This is a genomic window from Phycisphaerae bacterium (assembly GCA_035275405.1).
Lineage (GTDB): Bacteria > Planctomycetota > Phycisphaerae > UBA1845 > UTPLA1 > DATEMU01.
On the sequence record DATEMU010000013.1, the window covers coordinates 235,509 to 254,145 of the forward strand.

The window sequence follows — 18,637 nt, forward strand, 5'->3', positions numbered from 1 at the left end:
AAGATCTTCGATGACGCCGGAACGCCAACATCGCGTGAAGGACTTGTTCGAAACGGCTCGTGCCCGGCCACCGCGCGAACAGGTGCAATTTCTGGAGGCCTCCTGCGCGGATGATCCGTCGATCCACCAGGAAGTGTCGTCGCTCCTCTCGGCCTATCAAAAGAGTCAGTCCCTCGAGCCCCCCGCTCCCGATTCATCAGGTGCCGGTCTGCCCGTCGACGACCCGCTGATCGGCAGACAAATCGGGCCTTACCGACTCGTGCGCATCCTCGGCTACGGCGGAATGGGCACGGTCTACGAGGCCATGCAGGATGAACCGAAGCGACAGGTCGCGATCAAGGTCGTTCGCGGACAGGGCTATGTCGATCAAAGCGTCATTCGACTGTTCCGCCGCGAAGTGCAGGCCCTGGCAATGCTCAATCATCCCCATATCGCATCGCTCTACGAATCGGGTCGCACCGAGGACGACCGCCACTATTTCGCCATGGAGCTGGTGCCGGGCAAGGCGCTCATTGATTTCGCGCGAAAGAACGGGTTGTCCACGGAGCGCAAGCTTGAATTGTTCGTCACTATTTGCGACGCGATTGCCTATGCGCACCAGCGAGGCGTAATTCACCGCGACATCAAGCCGTCGAATTTGTTGGTCACGGAGAACGGGCTGGCCAAGGTTTTGGACTTCGGCCTGGCAAAGATCACGGATTCGGACGTCGCGCTCACCACATTGAGCACGGACGCCGCCAAAATCCAAGGCACACTTGCGTATATGAGTCCCGAGCAGGCGCGCGGTGCAAGCGATCAAATCGACTTGCGCAGTGACATCTACTCCTTGGGCGTCGTCTTATACGAGCTGCTGACCGACCAGTTGCCCTACGAGGTGCGGACGGCGCCCCTGCCGCACGCCGTCCGCCTCATTTGCGAGGAGGCCCCGCGCCGGCCGAGTACGATTCACCGCGCCCTCCGGGGTGATTTGGAGACCATCGTTCTCAAGGCCCTCGAAAAAGAGCCGGCGCAGCGTTATCAATCGGTCAACGAATTGAAGGAAGATATTCGACGCTTCACCACAGGTCAGCCCGTCCTCGCACATCCACCGAGCGGACTCTACCAGCTGCGAAAACTTGTGATTCGCCATCCGCTTCCCGCCGCACTCACAACGGTCATCTTCCTGTTGCTGGGTGGTTTCGGCATTTCGATGAGTCTGCTCTACGGTCGTTCGCAAAAAAACCTGGTGCGTGCGCTGGATGCCGAAAAACACGCCGCCGAGAAGGCGAAAACCGCTCAACGTGTATCTTCATTTCTCGTCGCCCTTTTTGAATCCGCCAACCCCGAAATCGGAAAGGGGAAAGACTACACGGTGCGTGAAATGTTGGACAAGGCTGCCGCAAGGATACGAAGCGAGTTGAAGGATGAAAAGCTCGTCCAGGCCGACCTCATGAACACGATCGGCATAGCCTACACCGCTCTGGATCTCTGGGATTCCGCTTTGCCGCTTCTGAATGAAGCACTTGCGACGGAGCGATCCCTCCACGGCGATGACCATCCGGATATCGCGTGGACCCTGCGGAATATTGCATGGACCCGGTTTCTGCGGACGGCAAATGCCACCGAGGCCGAACCCATGATGATGCAGGCGGTGGAGATGTATCGCCGTACGCGAACTGGGGACACTCCTGAATTCGCGTTCGCGCTGGCCGATCTTGGATGGATCCTCGTCCTTCAAAAGAAACATGAGATGGCCGAGCCGCTTCTTCGACAATCTCTGGCCATTCGCCGAAAAGTTTTCGGCGAAAAGCACAGCGAAACGCTTGCCAGCATGGGGGCCTTGTCGGGACTGCTCTTTTACAAAAAGGATTATGAGGGAGCTGAGCATTTGGCGAGGAAAGTGGCGGAAGCCTCCGCGGAGATCGACGGACCCGATCACCCCAAACATGGTATCTACTTGCTCAATCTGGGTTCGGTGCTGATGAAAATGGAAAACTATCAGAAAGCCGAATCGGAATTCCACGACGCACTTAGGATCGCTCGCAATTCCTATGGCCGACAGGTGCGAGTCGCCAGCTACCTTGCAAGCCTTGGAATGGCAATTCTCCGGCAGGGGCGATTTGACGATTCCGAACCCTACTTCAGAGAGGCGCTGGAAATCGCGCCAGAAAGGTTTCCTGATCCGGCCCACGGCCTTGGCCTCGTCCGCATGTCCAAAGGCGATTATGCGGGCGGCGCTGAATGGCTTGAGAAGGCGATGGCATTAACTCGACCGAGTATCGGGGATCGACTAGACATCACGCGTTCACTTACCACTTGTCTCATCAAGCTCAATCGTTTTGAAAATGCCGAACGGATACTTCACGACTGTCTCGATCATTCCGTTGGGACGGGAACGGACAGCGATGCGGAGCGCGAGCGAATTGGTCTGCTGCTAGATGAGGTTTTCCGAGCCTGGGGCAAGCCCGAAAAGGCCGCCGAATGGCGCGCCAAGTTTGCAACATTGCAAACAACCACGCAGCCGGCGTCTGCTCAACGATAGTCCATGGAGCACAATACCGGAAATCCGTTTGCACCAAGGCGGTGGTCACACGCTTGGAGTCCGGCTGGCCCGCTGCCTCGTCTTCATCCAAATAGGCACAAGAAAGGTATTCCTTTCGCCGGCCACGTATCACCCCCATGGACCATGGGTCGAGCGGCGGGCCCGAAACGTCATGATGTAGCTCGACGATCACCAGATTGAGGCGAAATTCATACTTCGCGACCGCGACACGAAGTTCTCTTCTGCGTTTGATCAGGTGTTTCGCAACGCAGGCATTCGGCCTCTGCGGACGCCCCTATTGGCGCCGGACGCCAACGCGTTTGCCGAAGCTTGGATCGGAGCGGTCAAGCGGGAGTGCTTGAGTCATTTCCTGTGTTTCAGCCTTGGTCATCTCGATCATATCGCTCGAGAATACGCTCAATTCTTCAATACCCATCGCCCGCATCAAGGACTCGGAAATCGAACCGTCGCGCACGCCGCAACCGGACCACCCGACGACAACGTAACAATGGCTACTCCTGACCTTGGATCAACTCGCTGCCAACGATTTCTGGGCGGGCTGCTGCGACACTATTACCACGCCGCCTGAAGAATTCGTTGATCGAAACCCTCCAAGAGAGATCGCTGGACGTGAATCGAGTAGGATATCGGTCCGCCCTCATGGCGATTTCGCCGCTCCGCACCAGCAACGACTTCCGAGTCGGCCAAATTCGGTTTCTTGGAAAAAGCATCCTTCGCAACAATACGGGAGGACCATTAACATCTTTGACCGTCACTCGCCAATGGTAAACTACCTCGCCAATTAACTTCGCCGCCATCTTGACTCCTCGCATATTGGGCTCGCCTGCAATCAGAATGAAGGGCGTTCGCCTCGTGTCTTTGTCCTCTGCTATGCATTGACCGTGACTACTCACGGCATGAGCATCTGGTGGACAAATATCTGCGCGTCGGCGCCGTTCGCTGTTCCGTCACCCGTCAAGTCGCTACGCGCCAAATGCGTCGGATTCTTGTCGACGCCGAGTAAGACTGCTACGAAAATCGTCAGGTCTGCGTCGTTTACGACCCCGTCACCATTGATGTCGCCGGGTGCTGGGACGGTGTTCAGAACGGTCAGGACGGCGAGTCCGCGACTCACGCAGCTCATCCACAATTCATATCCGCCGGGTATGACTCGAACTTCCAGATCGTCGATTGCAGCGTGCGGCAGGCCGCCCCACTGCGGTTCGCCGCCGGGCGGCGCGGGGAAGACCCCGACGTTGGTGCCGTCGTACCAGCACAAACCACGCTGGGCTGTCAGGTAATCGCTGTCGTATTGCATCCACAGCCGTCCGTCGGGCGTGACGGCCAATGGCTGCACGGCCTGACCCGGGAGCGGCCAGCCCTCCTCGAAACGCAGCATCTGGTAGGTACCGACATTGGAGTCGATGCGGATGAGCGCACTGCCTGTGCCATCACTGAACTGAACCCAGGCTCCGATCCATGCAATGCCGCCGGGAGCGGCGGCCAAGCCGGAGAACGTGGCGCTTGACGCGGGGAGCTCGGGGAATTCTTCGATGTTGCGGGAGAAGCGGTACACACCGTCGGTGCGGACGATCTCGTGTCCGGTCGCGGCCCAGACGGTACCCGGACGTTCGGGATCACGCTGGATTTTGCTGCCCCATGCTATGATCGGCACGGAGTTCCAGCCGCGCGTATCGAGGTAGCTGAGGCTGTAATACTCTCCAAGGGCCCACAGCCGGCCCTGCGAGTCCTCGCACATGCGCACCGCGCCGCCGGATGGGAGCAGCGGGTTGAACCCCGAGCCGGTCCACTCGTGAATTCCGTAAAGCCACTCGAGCGGAGAGACCGCAATCCGGCCGTTCGAGGGCTGATAGGCGAGGGTCTCGCAATAGTCGTTGGGGAACGGCCAGTCGTACCCGATTCCGTACGTGAGCTGATTCCACGCGGTCCAGCGCGTCCCATCGAAGCGGACCATTCCGCCGATGCCGGAGCCGGCATTGGCACCCGTATAAACGTAGTTGTTGACGGGGTCGATGGCGAGGTCGCGGTTGAAACTGTCAAAGTTTGCCGTGTTGGTAATGCGATAACGCTGCCACTGCCCGGTCTGCGCGTTCCGCCTTGCGGCGCCCCCGCTCCCGCACACCCACACGTTGCCCGCTGCATCGATGTCGGCGGAGTATGTGTAAGCACCGGGACGCCACTGCCCCAGGTTTCCCCAAGTTGAGCCGTCGAACTGCCAGACCGTTCCATTGCCGTCGACGAGCAGCGCCCGGCGATCCCCGTAGGCCTTGAAGGCCCAGATGTCGAACGTTACCCCGTAGAAAGGCTCAGGGGGCGTGACCCAAAAGCCGTCCGGCTGGCGGTAATCCAGGCTGTCAAAGTCGCCGGGGCTCGTGCTCCGCAGGGCCCAGAAGTTCCCGGTCTCGTCGACGCAATCCTTTCCCGGCATCCCAACCACTTCATTGGGCTTGTCGAAGGGGTACGCGACGGAAATTATGGTCCATTGCTCCGTGTCGCTGTCGAAAACGAAGGTGTAATCCCGGGTCGGCGCTCTTGACGAGGACCAGATCAAGTACCCGCCTGTCGGCTTGGGCTGCGCGGCGATGAACACGTTCCCCATGTTGTCCCAGCGCGTCCAGGTGTTGGTCGCCGGGTCGTATCGAGCACTTCCGTTGTTCGCGAACCACATCGTACCATCCGGAGCCCGGTCGATGTCCCAAACGAAATCGGCGCTGAGCCCGGAGTTGCCCGGACCATGGCGCATGAGCGAGGTCGCGCCGACGGTCGGGTCGAACGACAACGCTCCCCGCCAAGTCCCGATCCAGAGCCTTCCGCCCATTTCGGGGACGATGTCTCTCGCGCGCGTGCACCCTGTATCATCGGGATGGCCGATGATCGGATAGTCGACGTTGGAGTAGTTGACCCAACGGTTCTCCGCCTGGATGAACTTCGCAAACCCGCCTTCCTCGAAGGACGGATCGTAGCCGCCGATGTAGGGATCCCCGTCCGGCGCAATCCAGAGCGCTTCGTTGAAGTCTCCCTGGATGCCCGTGTTGCCCGGCCGGTAGTATCGCCACGAATACTGAGGTTCGGCGCGACTGGTCCCGGCGGAGAGGGCTACGAAAACCCAGATCGTGCTGATAAATCGAACATGCATGTTCCTTTCTCCTGAAACGGGCAATTGAAAAACAACCGGCGTCGATGAGGCTCCAGCCGTATACCCTGAATTTCGCAGTCTGGCTCCAGATGCATGCGTGTCTCACGGCATGATCGCATCGACGAACGCTTGAGTATCGCCGCCGTCGGCCGCGCCGTCGCCGTTCAAATCTGAACGATTGAAATGAACAGGATCCAGGTTACTCCCCAACAGCACGCCGACGAAGAAGTTCAGGTCGATCGAGTCCACCGTGCCGTCGCCGTCGATATCGCCGGGCGAGCCCGCGAAAGCACTTTGGCGATAGTCGAAGCCGGAGCTGGAGGAATACCCCGCGGCAGTTACCGGATTGCCTTGCGCGTCGCGGAGGTTCCTGATACCGCCCCAGTAACTGGAATTGCCGAGATCGATCACGGCGTCGAGTGTCCCGGCCACCTGCGAGGTTTGATTGTCGAAACTAACGTCGCACTGGAGAAACGTGTCCATAAAGATCGCCTGGCCGTAGATAAACTCGAACGTGATCGTCTGCTGATAGGTATTGAGCGGATCGCCAGAATAATCGAGAGTTGCGGAACCATAGTCTTTGTACCAATCGCCCGCGTAGTAGCCCGACTGAATGGGACCTCCAAATGGATCGGTCACGCCATCGACGGAGACATTGATTACCGCATGCCAGAAGGCGTCGAACTGGGTATCCGGAGACAGCAGATATGCATCGCTCATGTTGACGAACCCGGACCCTGCGACGTAAAGGGTCACGTCGAAGAAGCCGTGCGTGCCATTGAGCTGCGGATCGTCGAATTGGAAAGAATCCCAGTAACGCGAGGTGGCAAAGCCATATTCAAAGAACAGAGGATTGTTCTCGTTGGTTCCGGCCAGGTCCACCCGCGCCTTGTTCACGCCGAATCCGACATTCGCCACTCCCGCCACGCGACCGTATCCGGCGATGATGTCCTCATGGTCGATCGGCCCGACCGGCTGCTCCCCCTGCTCGTAATGCTCGATATAGTTCGGCCCGAGCGATAGGTTCACGCCGTATTCGACATGATGCGACGACACCGCGGTGATGTTGACGGTATCACTCTCGCTGGCGTTGTCGTCATCCCACACGGTGAGCGTGGCAATGTATGTACCGGAGTTGGCGTAGATATGCAGCGGGTTCGGCTCGTTGGAAATGGTGCCCGTCCCGTCGCCGAAGGCCCACTCATAAGTGACGATGGTGCCGTCCGCGTCGTACGAGCCGGCCGAGTTGAATTGCACGGCGAGCGGTGTATGGCCGGAATTCGGTGTCGCGTTGGCGGCCGCGACTGGCGGCAAGTTGACGCCTGCGGCGTTTATGATCAGGCTTGTCGTGCCGACACCACCGCGCGCATCGTAACAATTCATCGTAACGGTCTGCGGACCCGGCGTGTCAAACGTATGATATGCCGTTGCCCCCCAGTAACTGCCGCCATCGCTGAACAGCCATTCGATGTTTCCGATGAAGCCGTCGGGGTCGTACGAACCCGCTGCGGAGAGCACCACGTCGAGCGGGAGGACGCCGGCGTACCGGTCAGCGGTTGCGACGGCAACCGGCAACTGGTTGGGAGCAACGACCTTGACCAGGACCGTCTGTGTTGTCGACGCTCCGCCGTTGTCTGTCACAGTGAGCTTCGCCGCGTAGGGGCCTGCGACCAAATAGGTGTGCGTTGGGCTGGCCTGCGTGGACGACGCACCATCGCCGAAATCCCAAAGGTACGAGGCAATCGCCCCGTCGGGATCGTCCGATCCCGCAGAGCTGAATGCGACGTCGATTGGCACATCGCCGCCGGTGGGGTTGGCCGTTGTCACAGCGACGGGCCACTTGTTTCCGCCGACTCCGAACTGTTCATAAATCACGCGGTAGTTTGCGTGGACTGAGTCATTGGTCACGACCGAGCCGGTAAGCAGGGACACGCCGTTGAGGGCGGCAATGTTCGGATCGGTTTCGCCTGTCGGTGACGCCGAGAAGACGAACCCTTGCGGGTCCAGAATTGCACCGGTCGGGGTAATGCGCATGGCGAACAGGTCGCTTCGCGCATCGAGCTGATCCAGAGTCCAATCTGCAAGACGGTTCTTCTGGTCCTGATAGGCGACGATGAAATTCGTGCCGTCCCATGCCGCACGCGGTTTGTATTGGTTCCCGACCCATGGGGTGAGATTAATCGTGGGCTGAACGGTGCCGTCGGCGTTGATCAGCCGCGCGAGCAAATCCGTTTCGACCCCCGACGATAGTTCCTGAGATTGCACCATCATGGCGACAGTTCCGCTGGAGGCCAGCGCCAGTTCGAAGATGCCGTTGCCTCCGGCTGTTGAAAAACTGGTGTGAATAGTGAACGCGGGCGTCGCCGAACCGTTCGAATCCACGAACGCGCCCATCGTGTTCGCATAGGGATTGTCGTGTGTGGAATTCTGATGCCAGGCCGCGAGCCAGCGCCCGCCAAGCGCGACAACGGCCGGCACCCGCCCCACATAAGAGCCGCCGAGCACCAGCGGCGCGGCATCAAGCACGGCGCCATCCGATCCGCGAACACGAGCGCCCACCGGAAAGATGTACTGAGCGTTGATTCCGATTTTTCGGCCCACGACGAGGAAGTCACCGCCCAGCGCCGCGACATCCGCCGAACCAAACGCCTTGCTGGCCGCGCTCATGACGACAAACGGCGCTGCGTCGATTTTGGCCCCGTCGGGAAGCAGTCGTTGGCCCACGATGCCGCTCGGATTTCCCCAAGCCGCCAGATAGCAGGAGCCGTTCCATGCCACGTTTGCATAACTCGGACCACTGGCGGGACTGCCGGAATCGAGTTGAATGGGCGCCGCGATCAGTGGTTCTCCATTGGCATCGAGCGGCTGGGCGAGGACGCGGTTCTGGTTTGCCGTCGCGCTGAAGTACACCAGCATGAAGCCCGCTCCATTGGTGGCCATGTCGGAGCGCTGCTGCCGGGGAGTGCCGACCGAAAGCGTGCTGGCCGATCCGACCGTGCTGCTCGGGGTGATGGCGGCGCTGTAGACGTCGTTGTTGTTGTTCGCGTACTCCGTCCAGGCGAGTTGGACGCCGCCTTGTCCCGTTCCAGCGGTGGGTCCGGTCTGTATACCGGGAACCGCGACGCTTCCGGGGTCGAGCACCTGGCCGGCGGCATTCACGCGGGCCACCCAGGTGGTGCTGTACTCGCCCCACGTCACGCGCCAGTTGACGCCATCCCACGCGACGGCCGTGGAAGCGTAGGCGTAGGGCTGTTTCGTCCCGGAGAGATTGACGCCGTTGCCATCGAGTGTCTGACCGGCCGTGCTGAGGCGCGAGCCGGCGACGATGACGGAGAAGTTCGGTTCCTGGCGATTCCAGACGATGTAGAAACCGGTGTCATTGGCGGCGATGTCGCTGAGCGGAGTCGACAGCAGCGGAATCATGGCACCATCCAGTTTATTGAGATTGCTATCGAACCGCACGGCCTTGGTGTTGTCGGTGCCGTTCACATATTCATCATTAAATGTCAGTATGAACACGCCGGATGAGTAGGCCAGCTTCAGGTTTGAGCGTCCATAATAAGTCGCCTCCACCAGGGTGTGCGTCGGTTGATCGAGCAACACGCCGGCCGGCGAGATGCGCACGGCAAAGATGTTTCCGCTGGAGGAGCTGCCTTGGTTCACGACGACCCAGTTTGTGCCATCGCTGGCCAGCGCCCAGTAACTACCGCCGCTGGGGGTCAGGCCGTAGAGTTTGATGGGTGTGGAATCCAGCACCTGTCCGGACGGCGCCACGCGGACGGCCTCCATTGATTTCTGGTAGTAGTATCCGGTGCCGTTGAGATCCCAACTCTCGAAGACCACGAGCCAGTGGGTCCCGTTCCAGGCGACTTTGGGGTTTTCCTGCGAAGACTTGCCCGCCGCGATGGCAATCGGCACGGTATCGAGGAGATTGCCGTCCGTGTCGAGGCGCGCACCATAGATGTCACGAGACGTTTCGCCTTCGTAACCGCCAGTGACGTTGGCGCGCGCATCCGACCATACCGCCAGGAGTACATCGCCTCCGCGAGCGATGGCGGGGGCGGATTGATCGCCTGCGGCTGCGCTCACTGCTGCATCCCCCGGAAGGGTCCCAGCGATCAAGCGCTTTTCGAGCGGCCCATACTCGCCCAGAAGAACCAGAGATGCTAAAAATAGTAGTTGCCTTGTCATGACGCGACCTCCACTCAATTTGGAATGACAGGCAAGCTCGCCAAGATCGAATGCCGACCTCGATGAACAAGCCGCACTGTTCAGCCGCTCGCCTTCGGATACAAGTGTTGTCATGGCGATACCTCCGAGTACTCATCGCGCTGAATCTTTCCTGTAATGTGCGATTCAGCTCTATCACCGCCTGCGGCTCACGCGTCCGGCACCGATATCACAGCCTGAGACGGTGTAGTGATTTCCCCCCCCAAAAGTGTAAAACCACGCAACTTTGACGCATTGAGAGACATGCCGTTCTTGAATGGATGCGTGAGTATACGCACACCCGCAAGACCTACCATTTCGAGTTTCGGGCCTTCCTTACGATTCCGACTGACGGAAGGTCGCCATCTACTTGAGGCAGAAGCGTTCCACCTTGTCGACGATCTGCGACCTCTCAGCATGTTCCGTGCCAGTCCACACTTTTTTTTCCAGCGATGCTAATACTGGCGACATCCACTCAAGGAAGGATGTCACCTTCTCCTTGTCTTTATGCTCCGATTCATGGCAGGATATGTCAGGCGGGCGGGGCGACGATGATGCCGAATTCGCAACCCAAGACCAGCGGCAACGTTACGACGTTGCAGGTGAGAGCCCAGAAGGGCGATCGCTGGCATTGCAAGAACTTTTCCCGCTGATCTATGAAGAACTTCGAACATTGTCCGCGCGGCACTTCTCACAAGAGTCCGCCGCCCAAACCTTCAGCCGACCGCACTTGTTGACGAAGCGTTTATCCGCCTGTTCGGCCGGGACGAGACCACTTGGGAAAGCCGGCGGCACTCTTTCGGAGCGGCGGCCCATGCCACTTATTGACCATACGCGGGCCAAACGACGCCTTAAGGGAAGAAGGGAAGTTCGGCCCGCATTGCGGGGCGAGGGGACTTGGGGGTATCAGAACGCTCGACGAGCTTCGTCATCGCACGAAAAAGCAGTGAACGCGAAGTTTCTCTGCTGACTTTGTACGCCGCAACCACCGCCGTTGATGTTGTTTCCAGGAGCCGACTGAACTTCGCCGTTAGCCATGGACTCCTGGTGATCTCGACCCTCACGCGCCCCCTGACGTCGAACACAATAGTGCCCGGGTGCCGGGATAGCGACCATTTCAGGATCGGCGTATGTCAAAACGTCCTCGGCCTCCATGGACACTGGGGCTCATGTCTTTGCTGGCGGGGACTCGTGCACCGTCGTACAGGTTCGCGAAGGCAAGGTCGCGGGCTCCACGTGGATCAGTACATCGGTAATAGACGGATTGTCCAGCCGAATTCGGTCTTTCACGGCATGTGCGATGCGGTGCCCTTCCGCGACCGTGCTCATTGCATTTACCTCGACGTGGAGATCAACGAAAAGGTCGAACCCGAGCTTACGCACGCGACAATGGTGCGTACCGAGTACGCCGTCTACGTTTGCCGCTGAATGAAGGACACCTCTTTCAAATTCCTTGGGTGGTGCGGTATCCAGCAGCTCTGCCAACGCGGGTCGCAACAACCTGACGGCGTTGACAGCAATAATCCCCGATGCGACGAGCGCGGCGAAGTCGTCCGCGCTCTCATAGCCTGAGCCGCCGATCAGCGCGACAAGAATTCCAACAAACGCCGCCGCGGATGTGATGGCGTCGCTGCGGTGGTGCCAAGCATCCGTTTTGACAGCCGTGCTTCTCACGTCCGCTCCCACCTTGACCACGAACCGGAACAGCGTTTCCTTTGTTACTACGACCAACACGAGAACCGCCAGGGTAAAAGGAGCCGGGGCGTGATGCGGGGTGACAATCTCGTGAACGCTCTCGACCGCGATGACTACTGCCGCGGCCAGAAGAGTCAGGGCGACGACAGCCGCAGCGATCGGCTCGAACTTTCCATGACCGTAGGGGTGGTTGTCATCGGGAGGCTTGCCCGCCATCCGCAAACCGATCCAGATTACCAGAGAGCTCAAGATGTCCGAGGCTGACTCGATGGCGTCGGCGATCAAGGCATACGAGTGACCGAAGTAACCCGCCGCGCCCTTGGTAAGGGCGAGGAGGGCGTTCACGCCAATGCCAATCAGGGTGGTGCGCATGCCCATTTGGCTGGCCAGGCGAGCGGTCGATTTCGATGGAAACGCTTGCACCAGAAATGCCGTCTGCCTTTGGTCTCGTGGAACGATGGCTTCGCAGCAGCATCGTTCGTTGATTCTGTGATTATTCTACCGTGCAGGGTCCGGTGCGGCAGTGCGTGGAAAAACGATCCTCAACCTCGGCGCAGCCGTTGCCCATAGCCAGATTAGCCGACGTCAGATTTGTAGCGTCCTTTTATTCCGCGGCGGGCTTAACCTCGGCCTTCGCCAGCCGGTAGCGTATCGCTTCGCGGCTGAGTCCGAGGATGCGCGCCGTCTTGCGCAGATTGCGGCCGGAATATTCAAAAGCGGCGCGGATGATCTGCTGTTCGGCCTGTTCCAGTGTCGGGGTCCCGCCTTCAAAGTCCATTTCCATGACGAACCGCCCTGGTGATTTGAATTGTCCGGCGGAAGGAATTGACAGAGCGTCCAAGCGAAGGTGTTTTTCGCTGAGTTCAGTTTCGTCGCACGTCAAGATGGCGCTCTCAAGGGTGTGGGAGAGTTCGCGAACATTGCCCGGCCAATGGAACCGCTTGAGTGCCGCGGACGCGGCGCTGGAAAGGACGGGAGTCGGCTTGGAGAATCTCTTGGCGTGCTTTTTTGTGAACGTCTCCGCAATGGGGAGAATATCCTCGGGCCGTTGCCGGAGCGGAAGGACGTGAATCTCAAACACCCGGAGTCGGTGGAACAGGTCCGGGCGAAAGTCGTTCTTGTTAATCGCTTCTTGGAGGTCCCGATTCGTAGCCGCAATGATGTGGACGTTGATGAGCCTTTCGTCGGTCGCCCCAATGGGCCGTATGGTGCGTTTTTCAAGTGCGAGCAGCAGCTTGGCCTGCATGGCGGGGCCCATGTGACCGATTTCGTCGAGAAAAATCGTCCCTCCCTCGGCGACTTGAAACAAGCCCTTCTTGTTCGTTCGAGCGTCGGTGAAAGAGCCTTTAACGTGTCCGAACAGCTCGCTTTCGAAAAGCGTCTCGGAGATCGCCGTGCAGTTGACATGAACGAACGGGCCGTTTTTGCGCGGACCTTCGTAGTGAATCGCGTGGGCGATGAGGTCCTTTCCACAGCCTGTTTCTCCGGTGATGAGGACCGTAGGAGGGTCTTGGAGGCCGACGGCTGGTGACGAGGCCAATTGACGGACCAGATTCTTAACGTCTCGGATATTCGCGGAGACGCCGATGAGCGCCGCGAGAGTTCCCTTTTGCCGCTCAGTCTCGCGAAGATACTCCAACCCGTCGAGCGCGCGGCAATGGCTGACGGCGCGCTCGATCAGTAATGCGAGCTCCTTCAGGTCGACGGGTTTGTGAAGGTAGTCGTAAGCGCCCTCACGCAAGGCGTCCACGGCGGATTTCTCCGACCCGTGAGCGGTCAGCATCACCACCATCGTTCGGGGATTGATTCGTTTCACGTCCCGTAGGACGCGTAAGCCGTCCATTCCGGGCAGGCGCAAATCCGTAAGGACGAGGTCGGGCGCCAACAGGGTAGCCAATTCGACGCCGGCTTCGCCCGTGCCCGTATCGACAACTTCATGCCCCTCGGCGCGCAACCGATCCGCAATGTTCTGCCGCAGAATCGGTTCGTCCTCAACGATCAGAATTCGGGCCATCGATTGAACATCCTGTTATCATGCGTCCCTACTGTCCTGCCCCGCCCCACCACGGCGCCGGCATCCGAATAGAAAAGAGAGACCATGGCACGGATTAAATGGTATCACTACTACATCGCTTTAGCGACTTTCGACGTTTTGGTGATCATTGGTAGTCTGTGGCTCCATCATCGCACCCTCGGACGTTTCGGCGAACTTCTGAATCGGGCGGCTGTGTTGGATGCCCAACAGCGAGACCTGACGTCGTTGAGTCTTCGTCTGGTCTCGCTGAACGCGCCCGGAAACCGGGTCTTCGAGACGCGACAAGTCGAAGCGGAGCGCATTCGATATCGAAAGTTGCGGGGTGATATCGACATCCAACGAAGGACGGGGCACATCGAACCGAACGAGCTTGCCGATTTCTGGAATGAAGTGGATTCGATGTGCCGGGCCGAAGAGAAGATATTCGAATGGATGGAGCGAGCCGCCTCGACGGACGACCCGTCCGCCAAGGCGGAGGCGTTGGTCGAGGCCGGCAAGTCGATGGCGACGATGGATGCGCACCAGGCGAGCGCACTGAAGCTTGTGGGTCGCGAGCACGAAGCGACGATGAACCACACGGCGTCGATGCTCTTGAGCCATCAACAAATCCTTCTTCAACAGGAACAGTATGAACTGGTATTCGTTGGCGCGCTCGTCCTCGTACTGGGCGGCATCTTCTGGTTCTTCATGAAGTTGCAGAAGACCGACGCGTCACTGGCGGCGGAGCGTCGCGAACGGCTGGCGACCATCGGTGAACTGTGCTCCAGTGTCGCGCACGGCATCCAAAACCCACTCTCTGCGATCCGCAGTTCCGCCGAGTTGATCGTGGACCTCGGCCAGGTCGACGGCGACTCGCGCCGCCGCGCGGAAAACGTGCTGATTGCTTGCGGCCAGTTGAGCCGTCGCGTGAGCCGCTTGCTGAAATTCGCTCGGAGCGAGGAGCGGGCGCGGACACGACTGGATGCCGCCGCGGCAATTCGGGATGCGTGTCGGGAGGTGCAGACCTCCTTCGACACTAAGGGGATCCGCCTGGAGATCCAAGGCGAAAGCGACTGTCTGATACTGGCCGACCCCGATGAACTCGCCACGATACTGATCGAGCTTTTGTCGAATGCCCTGGACCACTCGCCGACCGGCGAAATCGTCACAGCCCTTTGCCGCAAGAAGGGCCGGCAGGTCATCATTGATATTCGCGACCGAGGCCCGGGCGTGCCGCAGCAATCCGCATCACATATCTTCGACCTTTTCTTCACGACGAAAGAACATGGCACCGGAATCGGCCTCGCCTCCGTCAAACGGACGGTTGAAGCGCTCCTGGGGAAAATCGAGCATTTGTCCGCCCCCCCCGGCGAGAAAGGCAGTATCTTCCGCGTGACGCTACCCGTCGCCGCCGGGGGGTCGGACGCAAGACGCGGGCCGGCATTCCCCGGCCCTTCGGAACGCTCGACGGCTTGACCCTTCCGATGGTCCGAATTCAATTGACGCGAGCTTCCCCTGTTGATTCCTCCCATCAGAGTGCGGAAAAGGCTCCCTGGGTCGAACCCACTTGGAGAACATCTCCAATGTTCAGGCCTTCGGTTAGGGCGTCCGGCCAGGGCAGATGTTCAGGCTCTACGTTCGTATCAAATTCAGCTTCCGCCTCTCCCAGCGGTCCGATCATCAGCGTTCCAATCAAAACGCCGTTGACCCGGATCTCGTGGCTCGACCCGGGAACCGCATCCTCCAGTTCGACGTTGAGCTTCAGGCGGCCCGATCGTTCACGGTATTCGGCATCGCCGTGTTCAGCCCCGCCGCCGCCAAGTTGAGCGACGAGAATAATCTCGGAGTTTCCACTCGGATCGTCCGGCGATCCGCTAGTGTCGTCGGTGTCGTCTCCCGATTCATGAGAGTTGTCATCTGCACCCGCTGTGGCATTCGGCCGGAGCACATTGAAAACCGCCGACAGATCGCATCCCTGCGTTTGTCCAAACAGGAGCGTGCCTGTTCCGAGAAATATCAAAGCCATTACATGAGTCTTAATCATTCGACTTCTCCCAAGTTAGAGTTTCGAGGCCTATGCCTGGTCCGTTCCGGTCACTATGAAGACCCCCATAGAAGCAAGACACGTGCCAGAGCTTGTTAATCGTCGTGATTCAGGGTAATCGCAGATTTTGGCGGCCAATGTGCGGAATCGGCGGGGTTCGCGGAGGGGGGTCGGTGTGGTTGGACACCGCGAGGGGTGTGCTGTTGAACCTCGACGTACACATTGAGACGAAAGAACACTTTGGGACATGGTTCGGTATTGGGTCCATTCGTCACTCAATTAGCGGTGTCGTCCAACGGCCGGCAATTCCCGCAAGGGGCCATCCCCTTGGAGAACGCCGCGGCGGTTCCCTGCAACTCTATCAACGTCACACTTTGCGGGAGCTTGTCGCAATGAGGCCGATGAAAGGTCGCACCTGCTTCGTCGCCCCGGATCTCACCCTGGGTCGTGGGAGTTAGGATGCTCCAAATGCCCTTTCGCTCCGCCCGCGCACTCTCTTGGGCCTCGAGGAGTAACTCGGCGTGCTGCCGATTCCCGGCTCGCAATTTCACAAACGCCAAGCCTTCGCGCGCCAGCCGCTCGTTGATAAAAGTATCGTTGGCGTAGACATAGGCGAGAATGCGGTCCTTGCGATGTTCCCGCAACTCGTCGAACTGGAGACGGACGCCTTCATCGTCCACCCATTTTGCCAGGACGCGGCGGGAGTCCTCGGCGTAAGGCTCATGGTCGTAGGGTAGTCGCACGCCGGCAAACTCCACGTCTCGACCATCCCTGAGCTTGAGGCGATCCCCTGAGAGGCGTCTGACTTTTCCTCCGCCGGCGAATTGTTGTGCGGGGTCGCTGGCGCCCTCATTAGAGGAGACGAAAGCCGCGGCGATGGCGCCCCCGAGGAGCAAAATGCCGACCAAGAACGCGACGAGGATTCGTTTTGATTTCATGACCGCCATGCTTCCTCCTCAGACCTATTTGGAGTCCAACCGGGTCCAAATTTTCATCATCGTTGGGTTATCGATGAGAGAAGTGGGTAAGGTCATGTCATTATCGATGAGTGATTCGAAATTCGACACGAACCTCACGCTTCCGTCGACATGCGCGGCGTTTATGCCGGATCGATGATCCGAAGCGATATAGTCCGGCGTGTGGAAAAGGTCGGCGTAAAGGGCCCAGCCCACAGGCATCTGCGTCACGTCCATCCCCGTCACCCTGGGACGACGACCGTAGCCCGCGCGGGTATCAAGAAGTTGTTTGACGGGCCAGGGGTTTACAAAAGTGTTGAGGCGATGGTAGGGAGATTCCTGCGTGGGGCAATAGGGAACTTGCATATCGGGAAAAAGGTTCGTCTGGACCATCGGACCGAAATTGTGATCAAAGTCCCGACCATCCCAAATGACATAATTGTATTGCCAATGTCCGTCTTCGGGTTCGTTGTTGAGCGATGGAAAGGTTTTTTCAGCCTGCAAGTACATCGACGCAGCGAGGCCAATTTCGCGCAGATGCGCGCTGCACTCCGTTCGTCGCGCGCTGCGCCGGGCGTTGGACAATGCGGGAAGTAGGATCGTCGTGAGGAGCGAGATTACGGCCATCACAACTAGCAATTCGATGATCGTAAAGCCGAACCGGTTCACTCTCGTCCCGCCAAAATGAGCTTGTAGTTTGTGGTTCATTTCTAATCCTTTCGTGAGTTGACGAGCCGGGGAAGGCATCGCTGGGCGGGGCATCGAGCCCAGCGCTCCGCCACGCGCAGGAGTGATTTCGCAGCGACCTGCTCGCCCGAGCGCAGCGAATGAATCAGAGAGACCCGAACGAGGGAGCTGACGAGGTAGAATCTCAAGCGTCGGCCGTTCAGTCCAGGGAATTTGCCGCGTTGGCGCTTTAGATAGCTATGGAGAAAGGTGGCCGCCTCGCGCCGCGCTTTTCGCGGGCCATAGGTCCGAATGCCATTCCAAATCAAATGGGCGACGTAATTGGCGATGTCCAGCTCCCGATCGCCGACGCCGACCGTATCGAGGTCGACGAGTGCCCAGCCGCCGCGCGTCGCCACGAGCTGTGCGTCGTAAAAATCTCGATGCAAGAGAACCCGCGGACCCTGCTGTAGACGACGGCCAACCCTTTTCATCCAGAAGTGGAGTCGCCGCGTTCGCGAATCCAGCCGGCGCAGGCGGTCGATCAGGATAATCCAACGCTCTACGGCCTTTGTCTCGTCCTCAATGCGAAAAGGCGTGTGCGTGGCATTGCGAATCTCGTGCAGTCCGGCGAGTACCCTCCCGGCAGCGACGGCAAGATCTGTCCGGCACATACCGTTTACCTCCGGCACGCCCGTAAAGACGATCATTCGAAGGTCGGCCAGCGACCGCAGCACCCGCGGAATCTCGAAGGGGTCCGATGTCGCTTTTTGCAGAGCGGCCCGTACGCGGCGATGAAGGGCCGGCGCCGAATCAAACAGTCCGTTGCTAAAGACCTTGCCGACGACGAAGCGCTCGCTCTGGTGCTTGTCGACATAGGCCAGGGTGCACCGCTTTCCTGGACGGTAACTGAGGCATCTGCATCGCGCCCGGTACCCCAGCTTCAAACGGCGCGACATTGCGAGCGGTGATGTTGCGGCGCGAAGATCGGGGAGTTGTGGATCTCGGTCCGCCGTATGGAGGAGCATACGGCCGCCATCGACGGGAACAGCGAGCCCCGTAAGGGTGAACACGCCGGTCGGATCGATCTTCAACGCAGGCATTGGCCGAGAGACCGATTGCACAAGGGGTGAAAGATAGACCGAGCCCTGTGCCGTCCCCTGCCGCGCATGGTGCACGACGAGCCGATACTGGACCCCGAAGCTGCTGGGCTTGGCCGGAAAAACGCGCTGAATAAGTAGCTCCCGGACCTTCCACCCTCGTGGGATGAGTGCCTCTCGTCGGAGTCGATCCAGCACGGCGGCCGGCTCGATCCAGCGCGCGGCGTGATCACCGTCCGAATCGCACTTTGGACTTTCCAGAATCCGTTTCAAAA

General features: G+C 59.3%; 11 protein-coding genes. 2 read left to right on the forward strand and 9 right to left on the reverse strand.

The window, feature by feature from the left end; translation table 11 throughout:
• The first annotated feature begins 10 nt into the window (after positions 1 to 10).
• Positions 11 to 2,521 carry a tetratricopeptide repeat protein gene (locus tag VJZ71_16395; GenBank protein HKQ49654.1) on the forward strand — a complete coding sequence of 837 codons (2,511 nt, stop codon included), beginning with the start codon at positions 11 to 13 and terminating at the stop codon, positions 2,519 to 2,521.
• Positions 2,522 to 2,816: 295 nt separating this feature from the next.
• On the opposite strand, the gene VJZ71_16400 is transcribed toward VJZ71_16395, so the two are convergent.
• From VJZ71_16400 to VJZ71_16420, 5 genes are all read right to left on the reverse strand, one after another.
• Positions 2,817 to 2,957 (reverse strand): hypothetical protein, encoded by a 141-nt coding sequence (locus VJZ71_16400; GenBank protein HKQ49655.1) that lies wholly within the window; start codon positions 2,955 to 2,957, stop codon positions 2,817 to 2,819.
• Between the two features lie 474 nt (positions 2,958 to 3,431).
• A complete protein-coding gene (locus tag VJZ71_16405) occupies positions 3,432 to 5,678 on the reverse strand; it encodes a dockerin type I repeat-containing protein (protein HKQ49656.1) in 2,247 nt (748 codons plus the stop codon).
• Positions 5,679 to 5,780: 102 nt separating this feature from the next.
• Positions 5,781 to 9,767 (reverse strand): PKD domain-containing protein, encoded by a 3,987-nt coding sequence (locus VJZ71_16410; protein HKQ49657.1) that lies wholly within the window; start codon positions 9,765 to 9,767, stop codon positions 5,781 to 5,783.
• A 1,287-nt stretch (positions 9,768 to 11,054) separates the two neighbouring features.
• Positions 11,055 to 11,954, reverse strand: a complete 900-nt coding sequence (locus tag VJZ71_16415) for a cation diffusion facilitator family transporter (protein HKQ49658.1) — start codon at positions 11,952 to 11,954, stop codon at positions 11,055 to 11,057.
• Positions 11,955 to 12,186: 232 nt separating this feature from the next.
• A complete protein-coding gene (locus VJZ71_16420; protein ID HKQ49659.1) occupies positions 12,187 to 13,596 on the reverse strand; it encodes a sigma-54 dependent transcriptional regulator in 1,410 nt (469 codons plus the stop codon).
• 84 nt (positions 13,597 to 13,680) lie between these two features.
• Between VJZ71_16420 and VJZ71_16425 the strand changes: the two genes are divergently transcribed.
• Positions 13,681 to 15,072, forward strand: a complete 1,392-nt coding sequence (locus tag VJZ71_16425; GenBank protein ID HKQ49660.1) for a HAMP domain-containing sensor histidine kinase — start codon at positions 13,681 to 13,683, stop codon at positions 15,070 to 15,072.
• 55 nt (positions 15,073 to 15,127) lie between these two features.
• Here VJZ71_16425 and VJZ71_16430 read toward each other — a convergent pair whose 3' ends face one another.
• From VJZ71_16430 to VJZ71_16445, 4 genes are all read right to left on the reverse strand, one after another.
• Entirely contained in the window at positions 15,128 to 15,640 is a 513-nt protein-coding gene (locus VJZ71_16430; protein HKQ49661.1) for a hypothetical protein, read from the reverse strand.
• 275 nt (positions 15,641 to 15,915) lie between these two features.
• Positions 15,916 to 16,578 (reverse strand): thermonuclease family protein, encoded by a 663-nt coding sequence (locus tag VJZ71_16435; GenBank protein HKQ49662.1) that lies wholly within the window; start codon positions 16,576 to 16,578, stop codon positions 15,916 to 15,918.
• Positions 16,579 to 16,602: 24 nt separating this feature from the next.
• Complete coding sequence (locus tag VJZ71_16440) at positions 16,603 to 17,304, reverse strand: type II secretion system protein (protein HKQ49663.1); 702 nt, start codon at positions 17,302 to 17,304, stop codon at positions 16,603 to 16,605.
• Positions 17,305 to 17,306: 2 nt separating this feature from the next.
• The gene (locus tag VJZ71_16445) at positions 17,307 to 18,635 is read right to left on the reverse strand and encodes an aminoglycoside phosphotransferase family protein (protein HKQ49664.1); all 1,329 of its coding nucleotides are present in this window, start codon (positions 18,633 to 18,635) and stop codon (positions 17,307 to 17,309) included.
• Positions 18,636 to 18,637 lie beyond the last annotated feature (2 nt).

Bases quoted from the DNA above. Each gene is read 5' to 3' on its own strand.
- VJZ71_16415 (HKQ49658.1), bottom strand. From the start codon at position 11,954: ATGCGCACCACCCTGATTGGCATTGGCGTGAACGCCCTCCTCGCCCTT.
- VJZ71_16430 (HKQ49661.1), bottom strand. From the start codon at position 15,640: ATGATTAAGACTCATGTAATGGCTTTGATATTTCTCGGAACAGGCACG.
- VJZ71_16425 (HKQ49660.1), top strand. From the start codon at position 13,681: ATGGCACGGATTAAATGGTATCACTACTACATCGCTTTAGCGACTTTC.
- VJZ71_16420 (HKQ49659.1), bottom strand. From the start codon at position 13,596: ATGGCCCGAATTCTGATCGTTGAGGACGAACCGATTCTGCGGCAGAAC.
- VJZ71_16400 (HKQ49655.1), bottom strand. From the start codon at position 2,957: ATGGGTATTGAAGAATTGAGCGTATTCTCGAGCGATATGATCGAGATG.
- VJZ71_16435 (HKQ49662.1), bottom strand. From the start codon at position 16,578: ATGAAATCAAAACGAATCCTCGTCGCGTTCTTGGTCGGCATTTTGCTC.
- VJZ71_16395 (HKQ49654.1), top strand. From the start codon at position 11: ATGACGCCGGAACGCCAACATCGCGTGAAGGACTTGTTCGAAACGGCT.
- VJZ71_16440 (HKQ49663.1), bottom strand. From the start codon at position 17,304: ATGAACCACAAACTACAAGCTCATTTTGGCGGGACGAGAGTGAACCGG.
- VJZ71_16405 (HKQ49656.1), bottom strand. From the start codon at position 5,678: ATGCATGTTCGATTTATCAGCACGATCTGGGTTTTCGTAGCCCTCTCC.